A 21029-nucleotide genomic window follows, 5' to 3' on the forward strand; every position below is an offset into this window, starting at 1 on the left:
GGACGAATAAGATGGGAAAATTGGTACGCGCGATCGCCGCGGACGGCCTTGCAGTCTGTACGGCCGTCGATTCGACCGATATCGCGGCGCGGGCGGAGCAGATACACAAAACATCGGCCACTGTTACAGCCGCGCTTGGGCGCCTGATGACGGCGGCCTCTATTATGGGCAGCCAGCTCAAAAACGAGGAGGACAGCGTCACCGTGCGCATGGCGGGCGGTGGCCCGTCCGGCACGCTGATCGCAGTCTCGGACAGCGCGGGCAATCCGCGCGGGTATGTCGCAAATCCCATTGTGGAAATACCGCTCAACGCACAGGGCAAACTCGATGTGGCGGGTGCGGTTGGCAAAGAAGGGATGCTGACGGTGATCAAAGATGTCGGCCTGCCCGAGCCAGCGACCGGTTCCGTGCCGATCGTTTCCGGTGAGATTGCCGCAGATATTACGAACTATTATGCGGTCAGCGAACAGACGCCGGCTGTCTGCGCGCTCGGGGTGCTTGTAAACCCCGATCTAAGCGTGCGCGCCGCGGGCGGCTATCTTGTGCAGCTTTTGCCCGGTGCAGGCGAGGATGTGATTTCCCGGATTGAGGAAAATATCCGCGATATCAAGCCGGCCTCCACGATGATCGACGAGGGGATGACGCCTGAACAGATCATCGATACTGTGATGGCGGGCCTGTCGCCCGATGTGCTCGAAACACGCACGGTCGCTTACACATGCACCTGTTCAAAGGCACGCGTCGAGCGCGCGCTTGTCAGCCTTGGCCGCGACGAGCTGCGCCGCCTTGCCCAGGAGCAGGAGTCAGCGCAGGTGGAGTGCCATTTCTGCGATAAGACATATACGTTTACGCGTGCGGAGCTTGAGGCGCTTATAAATCGGAAATAGAGGTACAACAAAAGCCCCCGTTCGCCGGGGGCTTTTTTATTACAATTTGTTATTTTAGCTTGTATGTATCCTTATAGTGTTTGCAACAGACCTTGAGGACGCAGGCGTCGCACTGTGGGCGGCGCGCGACGCAGACAGCGCGTCCGTGCAGAACAAGGCGGTGGCAAAAATCGTTTGATTCCTCCGGCGGAAGCAGCGGACGCAGTTGGTTTTCGACCTTGGCGGGGTCCTTTCCCTCTGTTAATCCGAGCAGATTGGTGATCCGGATACAATGCGTGTCGCAGACAATCGCTGGCTTGTGGAACACGTCGCCGACGACAAGATTGGCGGTTTTGCGTCCAATGCCGGGCAGCTTGGTCAGCTCATCTACGGTATCAGGCAGTTCTCCATTGTACTTCTCCATCAGCATTTGGCACATTGCGATGATATCGCGCGCCTTTGTCTTATACAGCCCGCACGACTTGATAATTTCCTCCACGTCGGTCAGATTCGCTTCAGCAAAATCCCGGACGCTTCTGTATTTATCAAACAGATCGACGCAGACGATGTTGACACGCGCGTCTGTACATTGTGCAGCCAGACGTGTGGCGATCATCAATTCGTGTGGTTTTCGGTATTCAAGCGAACAGATAGCGTCCGGATAAGCCTCTTTGAGCAGGCGCACGGCTTCGTGCGCAGCTTGTTTTTTTGTCATTGGGAACCCTCCTTCAAAACGTCAATGGAGCGTCGGCAAAAATGCGTGGAACAAAAATCCGAAAGCTCCGGAAATGGCGATCAGCCAGATGGGGTGCAACTTTTTACGCCAGCGGCTGATAAGAAAGACGAGCAGCACAATCAGCACGGCGCGCCAACTGATGGACGGCATACCGCGGAAATAGAGCAGCGCATGCGGACTGATACCCCCCAGGGCGACAGAGGTAAAGATAGAGAGAGCGGCGGCGGCAATCAGGCCGACGACCGCGGGGCGCAGACCGTACAGGGCCGCTTTGACATATTTGTGATCCTGAAAATGCGCAAAAAATTTAGCGATCAAAAGGATAATCAAAAACGAGGGCAGCACGACGCCGAGCGTGGCAAAAACAGCGCCGGCAAGCCCTGCCTTTGACATACCGACAAAGGTGGCGATATTGATTGCGAATGGGCCGGGCGTCGATTCGCTGATGGCGATGAAGTCGATCAAATCGCTCTGTGAAACCCACCCATGGGACAGGATATCCTGCTGTATCATGGGGATCATGGCATAGCCGCCGCCAAATGTGAACAGACCGATCTTGAAAAAGGTCAAAAACAGATAGAGGAGGATCATACCTCATCCCCCTTTCCGCTGTGCCTGTGCGCAAGGATCATCTGACGGATGATCCCGGCAATGGCGGCGCAGATCAACAAGATAATGACATCGACGCCAAAGAAGGCTGACCCAAGCAACGCCAACAGGATGATGACGGCTGCGAAGTTTGTGCGCGGACATTGCTTGCCAAGCTTGAGGACGGCGTTGACAATCAGCACGACGACGCCGGCGCGGATGCCATCAAATATCCAGGCAAGCCACTTGATCTTTTTATACTGCATAATGAACAGTGACAGGATGGAGATAATGAGAAAGGACGGCAGTGTGACGCCGAGTGTCGCGCACAGCGCGCCCCAAAAACCGGCCACGCGATGGCCGATGAACGTTGCGGAATTGATCGCGACCGGGCCGGGCGTTGATTCAGCGATGGCGAGCATATCCAGCATGGTTTCATCATCAATCCACTGGTTGCTCTCCACCGTTTCACGGTGGATCAACGGGATCATGGCGTAACCGCCGCCAAAGGTGAACAGCCCGATCTTAAAAAATACAAGAAACAGCTTCAGATGAATTGGCATGTGCTTCATAAGCAAGTGATGTCCTTCCTGGGGCGCTTCATTCTGTACGCCGTATTAGAGGCTGTTAAAAAAATCGGAACAACCGTGTTTTTCTACAAACGCTGGCGAATGCCGCGTTAAAAGGTATTGCAATCCCAAAGAATGCCCGCGTTCTTTGCATTGCATTCGTCCGCAGCTTGCGAACAGTCCGGCAATTCCTCTATTTTCAAACAAGCCCCAAACCCTGCGATTATTATACCCCCAAAGGGCGCGCCGCGTCAAATCTTCCGTATAATTTTTGAAAAAATGCCATAAGCTCTTATTGTGGAAAAATTAGGGTTTGTTTGAAAACAGAAGCAGGAGCGTATTTCTGATTTTTAAAGAGTCTTTTGATAAAGGGGGAAGGTGTTATGTCGGGATCCTTCAGACTGAAACCACTGTTGATCGCACTTGCTATACCGCAAGCAGTGGGGCTGATCGGTTCGCTTTTAGCGGGCGATATGTCCGCTATGTATGCAGCGCTTGATAAACCGGCGTTTGCGCCGCCCGGATGGCTGTTTGGAGTGGTATGGCCTGTGCTGTATCTGCTATTGGGAATTGCGTCGTGGATGATCTGGCGCACGCCGGAGAGCGCCGCCCGCACACGGGCGCTGACCTTTTATGCGGTGCAGCTTGTCCTGAACCTGCTGTGGCCGCCGCTGTTTTTTCGTTTAGGGCTTCTGCGCCCCGCATTCTGGGAGCTGAGCGCGCTGTTGGTTCTGACAATTGTCATGGCCGCGTGCTTTTTGTCTTTGCGCCGTATAGCAGGGCTTTTGGTCGTCCCCTATTGCGTCTGGCTGGCCTATGCCGCTGCCGTTAACCGTGCGGTGGTGGCGCTGAGCACGGGTTTTTAATAAAAATATGGGATATAAAGTGAAAAAGGCCCCAGGCCGGGAACGGTCTGGCAGGTCAATTTTATGTAACCCCAAAACAGACTGGATGCTGTTTGAAAGGTCCGGCGTATGACCTGCTTTTGAACAAGTCTGGGATTCCTGCTATTCTTTTGGAACTGGCTATGGTATGATAGATGCAGACAATCGCCGCGTTTGGCGGCGGTGCATGGATGTTGGAAGGGAATAAGAAAGCGATGAAACTGAACTTTAACAGACAGCACACAACCATAGCCGTTTACGCGTTTCTTGTGCTGGCGGCGGCAATCCTGTTCAACAGCTTGTTGGACAACTTTCCAAGCGTGCGCGGGCTTGTATCAACAGTCGCGCGCTTATTGATGCCGTTTGCGTATGCTTTTGGGATCGCTTACATCCTTAATCCGGTGCTCAAGGTGGTCGAACGTGTGTTTTTGCGCCGCCTGTTTGGCACGCGTATTGGCGACAAGCCGCTGCGTGCCCTGGCAATTCTGCTGACCTATCTGCTTTCAGCGGGGATGATCGCCATCTTTGCAAAAATTGTCCTTCCCCAGCTTGTGTTGAGCATATCGGGGCTGATCGCAAAAATGACGGCGTACCTCAATTCCACGGAGACATGGCTGCCTGGCCTGCTGGCCCTGCTGCCGGATTTTGATATCAATGCAACGATCGAAACAGCGCTTCGTCAGTACGCCGACACGATCATGAGTTCGGCGATGACGATGCTCAAACAGCTGTTCCCATGGATGCTGTCGGTTTCGACGGGGATCGCATCGGGCTTGTTGACGATTGTCGTTGGCATTATCATCTCTATCTATATGCTGATGGACAAGGAGCGGTTCTGTGCCGGTATCAAAAAGATCTGGTATGCGATCCTGCCAAAAAAGAAGGCCGATTGGATTCTTGACCTCGCGGCGGAGGCAAACCATGTGTTTGGCGGATTTATCGGAGGAAAAATTCTTGATTCGCTGATCATCGGAATGCTGTGCTTTATTGGAATGTCGCTGCTTGGTATGCCGAACGCGATGCTGGTTTCTGTGATCGTTGGCGTGACAAACGTCATCCCGTATTTCGGGCCGTTTATTGGTGCGGTCCCTTCGTTTTTTATCATCCTGATCGACGCGCCCATCAAGGCGCTGTGGTTTCTGGTATTCATCCTGATTTTGCAGCAGTTTGACGGCAATATTCTCGGCCCGAAAATTCTCGGCGATTCAACGGGGCTTTCTGCGTTTTGGGTTATTTTTGCAATCATGCTGTTCGGCGGGTTGTATGGATTCATCGGGATGTTTTTGGGCGTGCCGGTATTTTCGGTCATTTACATGCTGATCCAGCGGTTTATTGACAGCCGCCTGTCGGCGCGCGAGATGCCGGTCGATATCGAGAGCTACTGTGCGCCCGACGCGCCGCTTTTGCGCACATCTGCGCAAAAACAGGATACGCAGGATAAGCCGCGCCGCCGTGGGGCGCATGTGCCGTACATCGGCCGCAAAAAGACGGATGCAGATGCGCCCAGGGAGCATCATCAGGACCAGAGTTGAAAGGAGTATTCCGATACATGAAGCAAAAGAGGTATAAGGTTGTTGTATTCGGCGTAATTACGCTGCTGATCGCAGCCTATATTTTTGTTGAGGCGCCAAATCTGAACCCGTTTTTCTTTTCGGACGGCGCGCTGTTCTGGGCGGCTGTTATCACAATTTATATCGGCACCTGGGCGCTGATGCGCTTTGGAGAGCTGACATTCCAGTTCACAGACCGCAGCGCGCGGGCGTTCAATTATGTGCCCAACCGCAAGTTTCCACGCTGGACAAAAATTCTTTTAGCCGCTCCGTGGGTATTTTATGTGGCGCTTCTGATCGGCTCGTCGTTCATTTTCCATCCGAACGCGTTTCGCGATCAGCTTGGGGAATCGGAGTACCGTGAATTTTCGAGCGACATGCAGGCGATTGATCTCAAGCAGGTGCCAATCGTCGATGAGGAGCTTGCGGTTGTGCTGGCGGACAAGAAGCTTGGCGAACGCGCGGGACTTGGCAGCCAGGTGCGCCTGGGAACGGACGCCGTGACCATCCAGCGCGTCAACGGCAAGCTGGTATGGGCGGTGCCGCTTTATCATTCAGGCGTGTTCAAATGGCTGACAAATCTCTCCGGCACGCCGGGATATATCCTGGTGTCCGCTACAGACGTCAACGATGTGCAGTATGTGGAAGATTACAGGGTCAAGTACCAGCCTGGAAATTATCTGATGCAGGATTTGACGCGTCACACGCGCTTTTTCGGCGGGTGGTTCGACGGGTTGGCCGATCCGTCCTTTGAAATTGACGACAGCGGCCAGCCCTATTGGGTCTATACGACCTACCGCAACCTGCGGGGATTTTCTCTGCCGGAGGCCACCGGCGCCTGGGTCGTCAACGCGACCACCGGAGAAATGCATAAATATACAATCGATGCGATCCCGGAGTGGGTCGACCGCATCCAGCCCGAATCGTTTATCCTGACACAGATCAATAATAAAGGCGAGTTTGTGCATGGATGGCTCAACTTTGCCGACCGAGACAAGTTCCGCGTTTCGCAGGGGCATATGATTATTTATAACAACGACCGTTGCTACCTGTTTACAGGCATTACAAGCATCGGCGGCGATGACAGCGCCATCGGCTTTATCATGGTCGATATGGTGACAAAGGATTCGATCGTTTATCAGATGCCGGGTGCGACGGAGGAGGCTGCGCAAGGCTCCGCACAGGGTAAGGTGCAGCATCTTGGTTATCAGGCGACCTTCCCGTTGATTCTCAACATTGACGGGCAGCCGACCTATTTTATGGCGCTCAAAGACCGCAGTTTGCTTATCAAGCAGTATGCGTTCGTATCGGTCGAAAACTATTCGATCGTCGGCACAGGCGAGACGATTGACCTCGCGCTGCGCGACTATCAGCTTGGGCTGAAAAATTCCGGCATCTCCACAGGCGGCAGCACGGCCGCCCAGCTTCAAACGGCAACCGGCGTGGTGCTCCGTGTGGCGTCCGAGGTAGACGGCGGGGAGACATCGTATAAGCTGCTGCTGGAGGAGCAGCCGGGACAGATCTTTATCATTCCGGCGATGGTGTCGGATGAGCTTGCATTGACGCGCGAGGGGGACCGTGTCAGGATTGAATATTCCACTCAGGAGGGGCTGTCAAATCAGTCGACTGCGTTTGATAATCTATCGCTTCCCGATGCATAAAAACCAAATTGTTTGCGCCGGAGGATAACACATCCTCCGGCGCCCTTTAGAACCTGTGTTCACAGCCGAAGGACGCTGGACAGACGAGGGGTTTGTACCCGGTCAAGGAAAATTTTTGCAGGCGCTTGGCGGCTGTGAATACAGGTTCTTAATGCGGCCGGCAGCCGCGCCGGTTTGGTGCCGCAAAACAAATGCCCGAAAATAGGAATGTGTATAAAATCTATTGGAGCATTGCAATAAAATCAAGCGGAAATTTAGAAAGTATTCTTTATTGAAATAGCCTGCAAAAAACGCATTGACGCGGATGGATCATCGGTTTATAATAGGGTCAGAAATGAATAATTCTCACTTTTGGGCTGACGCGGTCTGTTGTGAATAAGCAACAAACAGCGGATGCCTATATGTTGGGCCTGCAGACCGGTTTTGCAGGCTGTATTTTGATACACTAAGAGCCTATTCAAAATCTCCCAGCATATGTCCAGGCGGCTGTTTTTCCACCCTGGCTGCGTTAAAAATTCTTGCCAGACATACAGTATGCCTGCGAATGTTTGCTTTGCAGGACGAAAAAACCTCTCGCCAATCCATATGCTTTGAGAATTTGAATAGGCTCTAAGAGAAAGCGGACCGTTGGTTACTTATAGAGGGAATGGAGCGCACCGGTTGTAAAAGCGGACATAACGGGTGCTCCGGAAGGCCAGGGGTGAGACATATGACGATATTATCCGGGATTGGCTCGTCCCACGGCATTGTGGCCGGCCAGATCCATTTTTTCAATAACGCGGCAAAGTCCGAGAAAGCGCGTAAGACACTGGACCCTGCGGCTGAGAACGAGCGGTTTGAACGTGCGCGTGCTGCCGCTGTTGGGATGCTTGGTGAATTGCGCGAGCGGGCCGCCAGAGAAGTCGGCGGCGATGAGGCGATGATCTTTGACACGCAGAGGATGATTCTTGAGGATCTGGATTTCATCGATGCGGTTGCAAAGCTGATTCTGGAGGATGGCTATGTCGCGGAATATGCCGTTCAGGAGGCGGGGCATCGCTTTGCCCGTGTTTTTTGGAGGATGGATGATGCTTACCTCAGAGAGCGCGGCGCCGATATTGTCGATCTCTGCAACGGTTTGATCCGCCAACTGCGCGGCCTTAAGGAACAGGAGCTTTGTGGAGCGCGCGGCCAATGGGTGATCGCCGCGCATCGTTTCCTGCCCAGCGAGGTGATCCGCCTCGAGCGCGGGCGTGTGTTGGCGATTGTCACCAGCGGCGGGACGCGTGATTCCCATGCTTCGATCCTTGCGCGGACCATGGGCGTACCGGCGGTAGTCGGCGTCGGTAAGGGGCTGTTTGCCCTGCGTGAAGGGGAAATTTCTGTTGTGGACGGCTATTCCGGACGTGTGTTCATCCATCCTGATGAACGGACGCTGAAAGCTGTGAGGGAACAGTGCCATGGGCCGCGTGTTATGATACCTGCGATCGAATGATAAAAACCGTCCGGGCTTTACCTGAAATGGTAAAGCCCGGACGGTTTTTCTTTTTTAGGGCTTGACACGAGTATGATTTCGGACTATACTATCCTATGCAATAAGTACGAAATCGGACCAGGGGGAGTGTCTGCGTGGAGGATAAAACAAATGAACTGTTAAGGGCGTTCAACCGGATTGATAAGGAATTGGACGACATATATCATGAGGTTGCTCTGAGGATGAATATTTCAGACAGCGCTTTCACTATTTTTTATATTATCCATGAGCTTGGAGACGGATGTCTGCAAAAGGATATTTGCCGCGAAGCCTTTGCAAATAAGCAGACCGTTCATTCCTCCATTCAAAAGCTGGAGCGGAAAGGATATCTTTATCTGAAACAGGGACGCGGAAGGGATAAACATATCTGCCTGACGCAAAGCGGAAAAGGATTCATAGAAACACATATCGTTCCGGTCGTCCAAAAGGAGAGAGAGGCTTTTATGGCGTTATTGCCGCAGGAACAGGAGGAGCTGCTGCGGCTGACCCAAAAGTATATAAAAAGCCTGAAGGAGAAGCTAAAACAGGACCGCATCTGATTTCAAACAGCCCCAGGGAGGATCATTCACAATGAAAACCATCTTGCAGTTTATGAAACCGTACAAATGCTTATGCTTCTTTACCCTGCTTGTGATGGTGCTGGATGTCGCAGGCGGCTTACTGATACCAACCATTACAGCCGATATGATCAATGTGGGGGTAAGCGGCGGGGATATGCAGTATTTGCTCCGCAACGGCGCCTATATGTTGGTCATCACCCTGATTACCAGCCTTGGCGCATTGACCGGCAGCTATCTGAGCGCGGACCTTTCCGCGAAGATCGGGCGGGATATGCGAAATGCGCTTTATGACAAATCGCTTACGTTTTCCGCCTATGATTTTGAACAATTTGGGACCGGCTCCATGATCACCCGTACGCTCAATGATGTAAATATTATCCAGCAGGGCGTTGTTTGGTTTATCCAAATGGTGCTGCCGGTACCTGCGGTTTGCCTTATGGGCATCGTCATGGCTTTTTCCATTGACACCATGATGGGCTTCCTGCTTATAGGCGCCACCGTTTTTGTCATTTTGCTGGCTGTTCTTGTCACAAGAAAGGCCTCCGCTATTTTTGACCGTTTGCAGGGCTTTCTGGACCGGATGAATATTGTGCTTCGTGAAAATGTGACAGGCGTTCGTGTTATCCGTGCTTTCAATAAGGAGGCGTTTGAAGAAAAACGTATGAAAAAATCCTTTGAGGACTATGCGGAATCGGCAATCCAGGCAAACCGCTTATTCGCTGGCCTTGAGAGCGCCGCACTGTTTGCGATCAATCTGTGCATTGTATTCATCCTTTGGCTGGGTGGAAACCGGATTGGCGCAGGCTTTATGAACATTGGGGATATTGCCGCCCTGACGCAGTATGCGGTCATGATCCTGTTTTACATCATCATGGCGCAGATGGTATTTATCCTAATCCCACGGGCGATGATCTGTGTCCGGCGCATTTCCGCCGTGCTGCACCATACGCCTGAGATTGAGGACAGCCCAACCGCAGCCTGCGCCGGGGGAACGGGAATGGACGAGGTGATCCGTTTTGATCATGCAAGCTTCCGGTTTGCGGATGCGGATGAGGACACCCTGTGGAATTTAAATTTCGTCTGCAAACGTGGAGAGACAACAGCGATCATCGGCAGCACCGGAAGCGGTAAATCGACGATTGCAAAGCTGATTTTGCGCTTTCACGATGTCACCTCCGGCTCCATTCTTTTCAGCGGCTGTGACGTTCGTGGGATGACTCAGGCGGAGCTTCGGGAGCGGATCGCCTATGTGCCGCAAAAGGCATGGCTGTTTTCGGGGACAATCGCGGATAATCTGCGGTATGGCGATCGAGACACGGACAAAAAGCAGATGGAGCACGCCCTGCGGACGGCGCAGGCCGACTTTGTAAACAGCCTGCCCGACAGCCTGTATGCCCCCGTGGCGCAGGGTGGTGCAAATTTTTCCGGCGGCCAGAAGCAAAGGCTGTCCATTGCGAGAGCCTTGATGAAAAGGGCCGACCTGTATATTTTTGACGACAGCTTTTCCGCCTTGGATTTTAAGACCGACGCAGCCCTGAGAAAGGCCCTGAAAAATGAGACGGCGGGCGCGGCGGTATTGATCATTGCCCAACGGATCAGTACGATCATGAATGCGGAGCAAATCATTGTTTTGGAGGATGGAAGAGTTGCCGGTATCGGCAGCCACGCGGTTTTGATGGAGAGCTGCCCGGTTTATCGCGATATTGCAAAATCCCAGATGAAAGGAGGGGCTTGCGATGAGTGAATATAACGACAGCATGGACATCATGGACGATGGAATGAATTTTGAAACGCCAGCGCATGCGGGAAGAACACTAAAAAGATTGTGGCGTTTTGTAAACGACCAACATAAACGGCTGACGATTGTCCTGGTATCTGTTGTTTTTTATACATTTCTATCCATCATTGCGCCAGCCTATAGCGCACATATCGTCGATCTGCTTTGGAACAGTATCAAGGCGGCCATCGCAGATGGAGCCGCGTTTCGTGTGACGTGGGCAGATGGCGGCAGGGATATTTTTTACCTGTTGCTGATCTATCTGGCGACGGCCCTCTTTTATACGCTGCAAGCATATCTGATGTCCAGCTTTGCTGAAAAGCTCAGTCTGCGCCTGAGAACAGAAATCAGCACAAAGCTCAGCCGGCTGCCGCTCTCTTTTTTCGACCGGACAAAGACAGGCGCGATCCTTAGCTGGACGGTCAATGACCTGGATAAAATGTCGGAAGCATTGCAGACCGGCCTGCTTAAGCTTTTTACAGCTGTCGGAATGGTTGCCGGCTCGCTGATTATGATGTTCCGGTTCAGCGTTTCCCTGACCCTGATCTTCATGATATTTACAGGGATCGCCTTGATCTCTACGAACCTGTTTTCCGCAAAGACCCTGAAATATGCGATGGAAAGGCAGCAATGCGTCAGCAATGTGACGGCCCATGTGGAGGAGGCGTACAGCGGGCGCGTGATCATAAAAGCTTTTAATCAGGAGGAAAACAGCTCCGAAAAGATGCACAGGGCGACGCAGGAGCTGGCCGAATCCACGCGGAAAGCGGAATTTATGATCAACGCCATCAATCCTGCCATTCGTTTGGTCAACCGTTTTGGCCAGGTGTTGATCGCTGTCCTCGCAGGAAAAATGCTTTTGGATGGCGCCCTGACCGTCGGCGTGTTCCAGGCATTCTTTCAGTATATCAACCAATCCTCGGAGCCGTTGACGGAAGTTGCATATATGGTCAACAGTATGCAGTCCGCCTTGGCGTCGCTTGAACGGATTTATGATTTGCTGGACGAGGAGGAGCTTTCAGCCGAGCCGGCGGCGCCTCTGGCAGTTCATGACGCAAAGGGAATGGTAGAGTTTCAAAATGTCCGCTTTGGATATACCGCGGACCGGATGCTGATGCGTAATATCAGTTTTTCCGTAAAGCCTGGCCAGAAGGTGGCCATTGTAGGCAGCACGGGTGCGGGTAAGACGACGCTGATCAATCTGTTGATGCGTTTTTATGAGATAAACGGAGGAAAAATATTCCTGGACGGGATCGATACAAAGGATCTGGCGCGCTCCAATTTAAGAAGCAATTTTGGGATGGTTTTGCAGGATACCTGGTTGTTTGGCGGAACGATCTCAGAGAATATTGCCTACAGCAACCCGGACGCCACACGCGCGGAGATCGTAGCGGCGGCCAAGGCGGCAAGAGTAGATTTTTTTGTCCGCACGATGTCGCATGGTTATGACACTGTTTTAAGCAACGACGCTGAGAATATTTCTATCGGACAGCGGCAGCTTTTAACGATTGCCCGGGTATTCCTCTGTAATCCCGCTGTTATCATCCTCGATGAAGCAACCTCCAGTGTGGATACCCGCACAGAGGTGGAAATCGGAAAAGCCATGAAAGCGCTGATGAAGGGCCGGACCAGTTTTGTAATCGCCCACCGGCTATCAACAATTGTGGACGCCGATTTGATTCTGTTCATGCAGAACGGCGACATTATTGAGCAGGGGGACCATGCGTCTCTGCTAAAGGCGAAGGGCGCTTATGCCGATCTGTATTACAGCCAGTTTGCATAGGATACACAGAGCCGTTCGTGTTTGCTGGCTTTTGGTATCCCGCTTAAGCTTCTGTTAAAAATGCGCCTTCCTTTTCAAATTTGCTGCGTAGGATGCTGATCGCTTTTTTCTCAATCCGCGATACATAGCGCCGCAGCTAATGTAAACGATGCCCGGAAAGCCTTGCGAGAGCAGGCTGTGGTGTATTCTCCGCTCAGGTGATCCTTCGGTGGAATCTCCAAAAGGGCGTGGTGGTCATCCCCGGCTCCAGCAATCCAGATCATATCCGGGAGAATACCGAGCTGTATGACTTTGCGCTGACTGATGAGGAAATGGCGCAGATCAACGCTCTGGATCGGGGTGAGAAACACGATTGGTACTAACATTACAAAGATGATAGGATAATTAAAAACTGCTGTATGACTGCTAAAGAAAAAAGCTGTCATACAGCACAAATTGTCACGCCTAAAGTGACGGTTTTGAGAAATCAAGACCGTCACTTTATTTGGTTGTCTGACTTCCTTCTGATAGTTAGCCGGGGCCCGCTTGGGTTTCTGTCTTGCTATTCCCTTTTCTATGCCGCCTGCTTTAAATATCCCTACTCATTGTCCTGCGGCCGCAAGCAGTCTGCGGATATTTTCGCCGTCGGTGACGCACGTCCCCAGCGGATGTGGGCGCTTGGCGAACTGGCCGTGGAAATCCGAGCCGCCCGTCACGATCAGATCATGGCGTGCGGCGAGCGCGATCGCCTTTTGTGTAACCTCGGGGGAATTGCGCGGGTGATGGCACTCGATACCGCCGATTAGCCCGTCCCGCGCGAGCTCCTCGGCCAGCTCGAGAGAATCGAACTGGCCGGGGTGCGCCACCACTGCGATCCCGCCCGCCTCTTGGATAAGGCGGGCGATATCGCGCGCCTCGGGGTAGACATTGGGCACGTAGCAGCTCCCGTTTTTGCCGATCAGCTCGTCCATCAGCGGACCAATGACTGTGTTGGTGTAGCCGAGGTCCGCGAGAGCCTGCATGATGTGCGGCTCGTGGACCGATGCGCTCTCACGGCTGTAGCGAAGCACGTCGCCGCGTGTGAGAGGGTAGGATTCCATGATGTGTTCGACCATCTGCCACTTGGTTTCGGCGCGGCTGACGAGCGTCCGGTCGAGCGCCGCCTGTAGGACCACACGATTGCGGGGCAGGTAACAGAGAAGGTGTACCGGCCGCCCGGTGCGCCCGTCCCGCGCCGAACACTCGACACCTGGGATCGTCCCCAGCCCGGCGCGCCGCCCGCGCTCGCACAGTTCGTCGACCCCCGCCATTGTATCGTGGTCGGTGAGCGCCACATAGTCGAGCCCTAAGCGGACCGCATAGGAGACGATCGATTCCACGGTCGCGGAGCCATCGGAGTGGCGGCTGTGACAGTGCAGGTCGCCGGTCATAGCGCCCACGACTGGGAGGTGGTGGCGAACGGTTCGCCCGAATCGAGCGCCGCAGTCATCGCGAGTGCGAGATAGCTGTCCTGGAGCGATTGCTCGAGCGGATAGAAGTCCGGCTCGCCGTTCAGCGAGCGGTACATCTTTTCCATACAACCCGCAATGGCAATCTCATCATCGTTGAGGCGGGCATACTCGTAAGGGTTGCGGTAGAGGAACTTGCCGTCGAGCGTGATACCCCGGTGGCTGTAGCCCTCCAGGTTGCTGTAGACGCCGAGGTCCACCCGCTGGAGCCGGCTGTGGACGGGGGAAAACTGCGCGTCCATGTAGCGCACATCCGTGTCGTATACCTCGCCGCGCACGCCCGACACGCAGAGATGGCGGGAACGGATGTAGGAGAAATACTGTTCGTTGTCGAAGTCGAACAGGGCGTGCTTGCCGTTCTCGAATTCGAGGGTCAACACCTCGCGGGTACAGTCACGGACTTCGCCGGTGTACTCCATGCCCGGCCGGTCGCAACTGCGCATCGTCGGCGCCGTGTACCGCCGTCCGCGCACGACGCAGTTTTCCATATCGATCCCCAGGTAGCGGCGGATCATGTTCATGCCATGGTACTGGTGCATCATACTGAGGTTGACGCTGTTGACCTCGCCGATCAGCCCGTCAGAAATCAGGCGTAGAACGCTCTGGTGGTAGGGCTGTAGGAAATACTGTTCCGCTACGTTGATCTTGGCGTTGTGCTTTTGCTTGAGTGTCCAGAGGGCGTTAAGCTCGCCGAGCGTCTCGGCAGGCGGGGTCTCGCAGAGAACCGGGATTCCCGCCTCGAAAAGCCGCTCAAGGAAAGGGTAGACCGCTCCGCGCGTTACCGAGAGGATCACGTAGTCGAGCCCGCTGGAGAATAGTTCTGGTAGATTTTGCGTGGTGGGGATATTAAATTTTTGAGTGAAGGCTCGCGCCTTCTCGGCGTTGCGCATGTACACACGGACGATCTCGAACCGCTTTGGGACGTAGTGGGCGATGCGGGTAAAGAACTCTGTGCGCCAGCCGCCGCCGATGATGCCGATCCTGATTTTTTCCACAGAAATCCCTCCTGACAGAATAAGAACCTGTATTCACAGCCGGACGGCGCTTGGCGGCTGTGGATACAGGCTCCAAGAATACCGCGACGCCACTGCTGCAATCAGATAGCACGCGGCAGCCGCCTGAAAAAAGACGGCTGCCGGACATATGGAGAAAGAAAAATGAAAATGAATGGGAAATGTCGTTACTTGGCGCAAAAAGCGGTGGGATAGCTACCGGCAGCCCGTTCCGGCTCACGCAGGTAGGCAAACTTCTCCGGGTCGCGCAGGAAGGCGTCATAGGCGGACAGGCCCTGCCGCACCCCGAGCGCGTCGCAGTCGAGTGGAGCGACGACGCGCGGCTCGCAAGCAAAGTCGTAGCGGGGATTGCGCTCGATACGGTAGCCGCCCGCGTCCTGCATCGCGTAGCAGCACATACCCGCGCTCGCCTTGACCGAGTCGTAGAAATTCTGGCTGGCGCACGCCACGAGGTTGATGAACACCATCGTCTCATCGCTGATATTGACAGTGCAGTGGCCGTAGTCGGGGGGGATGACGACCGTTTCGCCCGGGCCGGCCTCTGCGAGGATGGCGTCTTCGACCACCATCCGGCCCTCCTTGCGGCAGTCGTCCACCTTCTGCATGACAAAGAGGGCGCGTCCTTTGACGACCTGGTAAAGCTCCGGGAAGCTCATCTGCTTGCCGGGGGCCTCGCAATGGAAGTGGCCTGCGGTCTTCTTGAACTCCGCGCCCGCTTGGCCCGCCATGATGACGGTGCTGTCGTAGCGCAGGCCCGCACCTGAGAATTTCTCGCGATCTGCGTCGCGGACGATCGCCTTGTAGAAATCGTAGTAGGGGTCGTCCTCGGTGCGGTAATCCCTGTCCGCCAACAACCCAAACATGGCCTTGGAGTATTTGCGGCTGTAGTCCTCGTAGGAGGCGCCCTCGCCCAAAACTAAGCGATCGTTCGACGGGTCAAAGGAGACGGAAAATCCAAACAACTTCAGCTCTTTCATTTTCTCAGCCCTGCGCTTTCTTCAGATTTTTGTACATCGCTACCACCTCGGCATATCGCTCGGGCGGGAACTTAAAGAGCCCCGATGAGCCGAGCACGAGCATGTTGGCGCCCGCGTCTACCAGCATCTGCGCGGTCTCCTCTTTGACCTGACCGTCAACCATGATGTCGATGTCGCCCTGCTTGCCCGCCGCGTCAAACATCGCGCGCAGCTCGGAGATTTTGCTGACAGTGGCGGGGATGAGCGTCTGGCCAGCGAAGCCGGGATCCACCGTCATTACGCACACAAGGTCGAGAAAGTCGAGCAGATATTTGAATTTGGAGATATCGGTAGCCGGGTTGACGGCGAGCCCTGCCTTTTTGCCGAGCGCACGAATCTGCTTGAGCGCGCGGATGGGGTGGTCGAGCGTTTCGATATGTAGCGTGATGATTTCGGCGCCCGCGTCCACGAAGTACTGGATGTACTCGGTGGGGTTTGTCACCATCAGATGTACGTCCATCGGCGTATTCGACACGCCTTTGATCGCCCGCATGAGGTCGCCGTTGAGGCTGTAGTTGGGGACGAAGTGGCCGTCCATAATATCGATGTGATAGAAATCCACGCCTGCGGCGTCGAGCCGCGCGAGTTGGTTTTTCAGGTCCATCATGTCGATACACATGACGGATGGGGAAATTTTGTTCATAAACGGAATCTCCTTTCGCTTGACATTGACTGAATACATGTGTTTTACATCATATAACCACATAAACAGTCAAATGTCAAGCGAGAAACAAAATTTTTGTGGAATGAAAGCTCCGTGGAGCGCGGAACGCGTGCAGAGGTCGGCAGATCCTGGAGCATGTGTAAAAAATCACATCCACCGACCGCGCAGCGGGCACAAACGGAGGCCATTCACACCGCTCACAGCCGGGACCAGAGGTAACTGGCTGCGCCACGGATACCCGCGTACTTGTCCTGCACTCCGCGCAGGAAGCAAAGGGCTTCGGCGGGGTAAGGCTTGCGCGTGTGCAGGCGGATGCGGTCAAGTAGCCGTTCGTAAGGGAAATCGGGCATGTTCAACACCCCGCCCGACAACAGTACGGTGTCGGGGTCGAGAATGTTGATCTCAGCGGCGATAGCGGTGGCGACACAGTCGAGGTAGCCATCGATCGCCGGGTCGCCGGCGTGCAGCGTAAACAGCGTCCGGAAATCCTCCAGCGCGGGGAAATGCTCCTCCTGGAGCTGTTCGAGGCGCTTGCCCGACGACCACAGCTCAATACAGCCGCGATTGCCGCAGGGACAAGGGGCGTCGCTGCCCAGAACGGGGATATGTCCGAGCTCCCCCGACACGCCGTTTTTGCCGTCGAGGAAGCGGCCGTGGATGTACATCGCGTTGCCCAGCCCGGTGCCAAGGTAGACTGCCATGACGCAATCCTGGCCATGCAGCCCTGCGGCGCGCATGTCGTTCTCCAGCAGGAGAATGACATCGTGCTCCGCGAGGGCGGGCACGCCAAAACGGGCGGCCAGCGGGCGGCCGACATTGACGTTTGTGAAGGCGGGCAGGTTGGGGCAGGAGAGCACGCGGCTCTTGTCCTTGGCGACGGTTCCGGGAAAACCGGCGCAGATGCCGCGCAGCTCACCCGACACCCGTTTCTGAAAGGTATCAATGTAGTCCCCCAGCGCCTGGACGGCGTCCGCGCCGCCGAAGAAGCGGCGGCTGCTCTCGTGCGCGCTGGCGAGCAGAGCGCCATTCTGGTCCACGGCCCCAATGCGGAAGTTGGTTCCGCCGATGTCGATCCCCACCACATATCCAGCGTCGCTGTTCTGTACGGTCATTAGAACCATCCGTTCCGCCGCCGCGCGCGGCAGGTAATGGGGGGCGTCCGCCGTGCGCGGGGCGGCGGAGAGAAAATCTATCCTGTTTCATTTTGTGACTGTTTGAGACTGATTTAGTCTTTAATATGCCCCTTTTGTTTATTATAAAGAAGAAAACCACAGAATACAATGGAAAAGATGCCGGAATTTTACTGAAAAACTTGTGAATATATACAAAAGTGCAGAGAATCAGAAATTGGGGCTTGTAAAACATCCAAATTTATGCGATTATATTCACGTAAACGGAACAAAACAAACAACCGATTCCGTGGTCGGAGGTAAATCGTGATCAGTACGTTAACCATCAACACTGCGCTCGACAGGCTGCTCTTTATCCAGGAGCTACATAAGAACAGTACCAACCGCATCCTCAAAACAGAGGAGGTGCTGGGGGGTAAGGGCACGCATGTATCGATCAACCTTAGCCAGCTAGGCGTGCCGAATCGGGTGTTCGGCGTGACCTTCGGCGAGATAGGGGAGCGCATCGGGGAGATCCTGCGCCGCCGGGGCAACATCGACGTCCGCTTCCTGCACTATCCCGACGGAAACTCCCGCACCAACTACGCTTTGATCGAACAGACCAACGAGTGCACCCTCATCACCGAGAAGGGAAGGGTCATCCCTGCGGATATCTGCGAGGAGCTGCTCGATCACATCGCCGAAGGCACCGCGCCGGGGGACTTCATGGTGTTGTCGGGCGACGCCTCCAATACCGAGACGCCTTTCTTCTACAACCGCGTGATGGAGCGCGTTGCAGCCAAGGGTGTGCGCGTTTTCCTTGACACCAGCTCCCACAACCTGATCGAGGGTATCAAGGCCAAACCCTTCCTCGTCAAGCCCAATGCCGACGAGCTTTCCCAGCTCGCCGGCAAGCCGATCGGGGACACGCAGGAGATCCTCGGCGCGATGGCGGACATTGCAGCGCAGGGAGTCGAGGTGGTGGCGGTTTCGCTGGGCGGGGAAGGCTCGCTTGTCCGTTACCGTGATGATACCTACCGCGTCGAGCCGCTTGACGTCGACGTTGTCAACACCATCGGCTGCGGCGACGCCTATCTCAGCGGCATGGTCTGCGGCTTCGCGCAGGGGCTGCCGTTCGAGGACATCCTGCGCCTCGCGTGCGCCGTCTCGGCGGCTACCGCCGAATCGGAGATGACGGTTGGGTTTGACCATGGACGCGCGATGGCGCTGCGCGAACGGGTCGTGATCCGCCGGCTGTGAGGATTCAGCCAATACAGATTTGGAGGTATCGCTTTGGGAAATCATCTGTCCTATATTAAGGAACGCACTGAAATGCTGGAGATCGTGCACCACATGTTCGACCGCAGGCTCACCAATGCGGCGGGCGGCAACATCGCGGTACAGGTCGACGACGGCAAGCTGCTGGTGTCCCCCTCGATGATGTCGGAGGATCACCGCTGCAACATCGCCGTCGAGGACTTCCTGCTGATCGACTTTGACAAGAATATCCTTGAGGGGGAGGGGAATATCTCACGGGAGAGCGATATGCATATCGGGCTGCTGAAGAACTTCGCCTACATCCGCGCGTGTATCCACGCGCACCCGCAGTACTGCATGGTGTACGCCTCGCAGAGCAAGCCCATCCCCTCAGTAACCGAGGCCACCATGCAGAAGGGCGACTGCGGCGCGATCCCCTATACGAGGGCCTACACCCCCGAACTCGCGCAGAACATCTACAAGTATTTTGACGGTATGCGCGACAAGTCGGAACAGATGCCGCTCGGTGTGGTGATCCCGCTGCACGGAGTGCTCTGCACCGGCTCCAACCTCACCACCGCCTACTGTATGCTCGAACGGCTGGAGACCGACGCCATGTGCGGCATCTTCAAGAACCTTATTTAGGGGCTGTTTGAAAAATCAAAATGACCGTCTTTTTCTGCAAACAGCGGCGGATGCTGCGTTAAAAAGCCTCGGAATCCAAAAGGATTCCTGCGTTTTTTGCCTTGCGTTCTCTGGCTGTCCATGAAAAATCCGGTAATCCCTCTATTTTCAAACAAGCCCAGACAGTCTGCCTTCAGGGAGGAAACTTTCCCCCCTGTTGTATAAAACAAAAAACTAGGAGGCAAACAGAATGAAAAGAATCATGTGTCTGGTCCTGGCGTGTGCAATGCTCTTTGTGTTGGGCGCGTGCGGCAGCAGCGCCCCGGCAACCACCTCGGCCCCCGCGGCTCAGCCTGAAGCCCCTGCGGCTCAGTCCGAACCCCCAGAGGAAGCGCCCGCCGCAGACGGCGAGATCACCATCGGCATTTCGATGGATGCGATCGAATCCCAGATGTGGGTAGAAAATCAGCGTTCCATGCATGAGACGCTCGATGCAATGGGCGTCAAGTACACAGAGGTCATCGCGGACGGCGACGCTCAGAAGCAGAATCAGCAGGTTGAGACGCTGATTGCCGCCGGCGTTGACGCGATCATTATCGCGCCGAAGGACGGCACCGCGATCGTTTCCGCGATCAAAAAGTGCAACGAGGCGGGCATCCCCGTCGTCATGAACAATCGCGCGGCGGGCGAGGGCGCCGAGGTCGCGTGTACCGTCTCCTCCGACAACACCGCCATGGTCGAGCGCGAGATGAACTACATCCTCGAGCAGGCTAAGGCGAGCGGCAAGAAATACAAGGTGCTCAAGTTCATCGGCAACCTCACCGACGTCAACGCCGTTGCGCGCGACGAGGGCTTCAAGAAGGTTGCGGACGCCAATCCCGACGTCTTCGAGGTCGTGGCTGAGGTTCCGACCGAGTGGAAACCTGAGCTGGCCCTCTCCGGCGCGCTCAACGCTTTCCAGGCAAACCCGGACATCAATATGATTTTCTCCCCGTCCGACGCGCTGCTGCCGGCCATCCAGTCCGCGCTCAAGCAGGTGGACAAGTGGTATCCCGCCGATGATGAGAAGCACGTCACATTCGTCACCTTTGACGGCGCCAAGGATGCCGTCGACCAGATCAAGGCCAAATATGTCGATATCGTCTCCGTACAAGACGCCACCATGCAGGGCAAGCTGTGCGTCGAGAATGCGGTCAAACTCGCCAGGGGCGAGACGGTCGACCCGAACGCCTACGATCCCGGATTTGAGGTCGCGCTTGAGAACGTAGAGGAAAAAGGATTCGCCGGTTATTAATTGGCCCATCCGCAGGCAGGAAAAGTTGGGCGGACTTGGAACCCGCCCAACTTTTCCACTAAAGCCCGCGCTTTGAAA

The 21029-nt window shown here is 54.9% G+C and carries 19 protein-coding genes and 1 pseudogene; 12 read left to right on the forward strand and 8 right to left on the reverse strand.

All coding sequences use genetic code 11. The features are described from left to right. Window positions 1-11: 11 nt before the first annotated feature. A complete protein-coding gene (hslO, locus tag FMM72_RS11785; RefSeq protein ID WP_162221534.1) occupies window positions 12-887 on the forward strand; it encodes an Hsp33 family molecular chaperone HslO in 876 nt (291 codons plus the stop codon). Window positions 888-936: 49 nt separating this feature from the next. Here the strand turns inward: hslO and nth are convergent, their stop codons facing one another. The 3 genes from nth to FMM72_RS11800 are packed head-to-tail and all read right to left on the reverse strand — an operon-like array spanning window position 937 to window position 2762. Beyond that, entirely contained in the window at window positions 937-1581 is a 645-nt protein-coding gene (gene nth, locus FMM72_RS11790) for an endonuclease III (RefSeq protein WP_160210295.1), read from the reverse strand. Between the two features lie 21 nt (window positions 1582-1602). Next, the gene (locus FMM72_RS11795) at window positions 1603-2193 is read right to left on the reverse strand and encodes a chromate transporter (RefSeq protein WP_162221535.1); all 591 of its coding nucleotides are present in this window, start codon (window positions 2191-2193) and stop codon (window positions 1603-1605) included. After that, a complete protein-coding gene (locus tag FMM72_RS11800) occupies window positions 2190-2762 on the reverse strand; it encodes a chromate transporter (protein WP_160210318.1) in 573 nt (190 codons plus the stop codon). The genes FMM72_RS11795 and FMM72_RS11800 overlap by 4 nt, the downstream gene beginning before the upstream one ends. A gap of 380 nt (window positions 2763-3142) precedes the next feature. Between FMM72_RS11800 and FMM72_RS11805 the strand changes: the two genes are divergently transcribed. The 8 genes and pseudogenes from FMM72_RS11805 to FMM72_RS11840 form a co-directional block, all read left to right on the forward strand. Further along, complete coding sequence (locus FMM72_RS11805; protein WP_160210293.1) at window positions 3143-3625, forward strand: TspO/MBR family protein; 483 nt, start codon at window positions 3143-3145, stop codon at window positions 3623-3625. A gap of 209 nt (window positions 3626-3834) precedes the next feature. Beyond that, a complete protein-coding gene (locus tag FMM72_RS11810; RefSeq protein ID WP_160210292.1) occupies window positions 3835-5175 on the forward strand; it encodes an AI-2E family transporter in 1341 nt (446 codons plus the stop codon). A 17-nt stretch (window positions 5176-5192) separates the two neighbouring features. Then, the gene (locus FMM72_RS11815; RefSeq protein ID WP_162221536.1) at window positions 5193-6854 is read left to right on the forward strand and encodes a hypothetical protein; all 1662 of its coding nucleotides are present in this window, start codon (window positions 5193-5195) and stop codon (window positions 6852-6854) included. A 709-nt stretch (window positions 6855-7563) separates the two neighbouring features. After that, window positions 7564-8328 carry a phosphoenolpyruvate-utilizing N-terminal domain-containing protein gene (locus FMM72_RS11820; protein ID WP_160210290.1) on the forward strand — a complete coding sequence of 255 codons (765 nt, stop codon included), beginning with the start codon at window positions 7564-7566 and terminating at the stop codon, window positions 8326-8328. A 134-nt stretch (window positions 8329-8462) separates the two neighbouring features. Further along, on the forward strand, window positions 8463-8906 hold the full coding sequence (locus FMM72_RS11825) for a MarR family winged helix-turn-helix transcriptional regulator (protein ID WP_162221537.1): 444 nt from the start codon (window positions 8463-8465) through the stop codon (window positions 8904-8906). A gap of 31 nt (window positions 8907-8937) precedes the next feature. After that, window positions 8938-10671: an ABC transporter ATP-binding protein gene (locus tag FMM72_RS11830; protein ID WP_162221538.1), complete on the forward strand. Its 1734-nt coding sequence runs from the start codon at window positions 8938-8940 to the stop codon at window positions 10669-10671. After that, entirely contained in the window at window positions 10664-12487 is a 1824-nt protein-coding gene (locus FMM72_RS11835; RefSeq protein ID WP_162221539.1) for an ABC transporter ATP-binding protein, read from the forward strand. Before FMM72_RS11830 ends, FMM72_RS11835 begins: the two co-directional genes overlap by 8 nt. Window positions 12488-12675: 188 nt before the next feature. Further along, a pseudogene (locus FMM72_RS11840) lies at window positions 12676-12849 on the forward strand (aldo/keto reductase); the annotation flags it as partial. Between the two features lie 219 nt (window positions 12850-13068). Here the strand turns inward: FMM72_RS11840 and FMM72_RS11845 are convergent. The 5 genes from FMM72_RS11845 to alsK all read right to left on the reverse strand — a co-directional run bounded on the left by FMM72_RS11845 (window position 13069) and on the right by alsK (window position 17779). After that, complete coding sequence (locus FMM72_RS11845; protein ID WP_160210286.1) at window positions 13069-13896, reverse strand: PHP domain-containing protein; 828 nt, start codon at window positions 13894-13896, stop codon at window positions 13069-13071. Then, the gene (locus FMM72_RS11850; RefSeq protein WP_162221540.1) at window positions 13893-14969 is read right to left on the reverse strand and encodes a Gfo/Idh/MocA family oxidoreductase; all 1077 of its coding nucleotides are present in this window, start codon (window positions 14967-14969) and stop codon (window positions 13893-13895) included. The genes FMM72_RS11845 and FMM72_RS11850 overlap by 4 nt, the downstream gene beginning before the upstream one ends. 185 nt (window positions 14970-15154) lie before the next feature. After that, the gene (locus FMM72_RS11855; protein WP_160210284.1) at window positions 15155-15964 is read right to left on the reverse strand and encodes a glucose-6-phosphate isomerase family protein; all 810 of its coding nucleotides are present in this window, start codon (window positions 15962-15964) and stop codon (window positions 15155-15157) included. Between the two features lie 4 nt (window positions 15965-15968). Continuing rightward, entirely contained in the window at window positions 15969-16646 is a 678-nt protein-coding gene (gene rpe, locus FMM72_RS11860; RefSeq protein ID WP_160210283.1) for a ribulose-phosphate 3-epimerase, read from the reverse strand. Window positions 16647-16864: 218 nt separating this feature from the next. Next, window positions 16865-17779, reverse strand: coding sequence for an allose kinase (alsK, locus tag FMM72_RS11865; RefSeq protein WP_162221541.1), 915 nt, complete (start codon window positions 17777-17779; stop codon window positions 16865-16867). A gap of 324 nt (window positions 17780-18103) precedes the next feature. On the opposite strand from alsK, the gene FMM72_RS11870 reads away from it, so the two are divergent. From FMM72_RS11870 to FMM72_RS11880, 3 genes are all read left to right on the forward strand, one after another. After that, window positions 18104-19036: a 1-phosphofructokinase family hexose kinase gene (locus tag FMM72_RS11870; protein WP_160210281.1), complete on the forward strand. Its 933-nt coding sequence runs from the start codon at window positions 18104-18106 to the stop codon at window positions 19034-19036. 33 nt (window positions 19037-19069) lie between these two features. Next, window positions 19070-19678 carry a class II aldolase/adducin family protein gene (locus FMM72_RS11875; RefSeq protein ID WP_243151683.1) on the forward strand — a complete coding sequence of 203 codons (609 nt, stop codon included), beginning with the start codon at window positions 19070-19072 and terminating at the stop codon, window positions 19676-19678. A gap of 229 nt (window positions 19679-19907) precedes the next feature. After that, window positions 19908-20951, forward strand: a complete 1044-nt coding sequence (locus FMM72_RS11880) for a sugar ABC transporter substrate-binding protein (protein WP_160210280.1) — start codon at window positions 19908-19910, stop codon at window positions 20949-20951. Window positions 20952-21029: the final 78 nt, after the last annotated feature.

It is taken from the genome of Anaerotruncus colihominis (assembly GCF_010206195.1).
GTDB lineage: Bacteria > Bacillota > Clostridia > Oscillospirales > Ruminococcaceae > Anaerotruncus > Anaerotruncus colihominis_A.

Coding starts and splice junctions, on each gene's coding strand:
- FMM72_RS11815 (WP_162221536.1), top strand. CDS start 5,193: ATGAAGCAAAAGAGGTATAAGGTTGTTGTATTCGGCGTAATTACGCTG.
- FMM72_RS11855 (WP_160210284.1), bottom strand. CDS start 15,964: ATGAAAGAGCTGAAGTTGTTTGGATTTTCCGTCTCCTTTGACCCGTCG.
- rpe (WP_160210283.1), bottom strand. CDS start 16,646: ATGAACAAAATTTCCCCATCCGTCATGTGTATCGACATGATGGACCTG.
- FMM72_RS11835 (WP_162221539.1), top strand. CDS start 10,664: ATGAGTGAATATAACGACAGCATGGACATCATGGACGATGGAATGAAT.
- alsK (WP_162221541.1), bottom strand. CDS start 17,779: ATGACCGTACAGAACAGCGACGCTGGATATGTGGTGGGGATCGACATC.
- FMM72_RS11830 (WP_162221538.1), top strand. CDS start 8,938: ATGAAAACCATCTTGCAGTTTATGAAACCGTACAAATGCTTATGCTTC.
- FMM72_RS11800 (WP_160210318.1), bottom strand. CDS start 2,762: ATGAAGCACATGCCAATTCATCTGAAGCTGTTTCTTGTATTTTTTAAG.
- FMM72_RS11810 (WP_160210292.1), top strand. CDS start 3,835: ATGTTGGAAGGGAATAAGAAAGCGATGAAACTGAACTTTAACAGACAG.
- FMM72_RS11795 (WP_162221535.1), bottom strand. CDS start 2,193: ATGATCCTCCTCTATCTGTTTTTGACCTTTTTCAAGATCGGTCTGTTC.
- FMM72_RS11820 (WP_160210290.1), top strand. CDS start 7,564: ATGACGATATTATCCGGGATTGGCTCGTCCCACGGCATTGTGGCCGGC.
- FMM72_RS11845 (WP_160210286.1), bottom strand. CDS start 13,896: ATGACCGGCGACCTGCACTGTCACAGCCGCCACTCCGATGGCTCCGCG.
- hslO (WP_162221534.1), top strand. CDS start 12: ATGGGAAAATTGGTACGCGCGATCGCCGCGGACGGCCTTGCAGTCTGT.
- FMM72_RS11880 (WP_160210280.1), top strand. CDS start 19,908: ATGAAAAGAATCATGTGTCTGGTCCTGGCGTGTGCAATGCTCTTTGTG.
- nth (WP_160210295.1), bottom strand. CDS start 1,581: ATGACAAAAAAACAAGCTGCGCACGAAGCCGTGCGCCTGCTCAAAGAG.
- FMM72_RS11805 (WP_160210293.1), top strand. CDS start 3,143: ATGTCGGGATCCTTCAGACTGAAACCACTGTTGATCGCACTTGCTATA.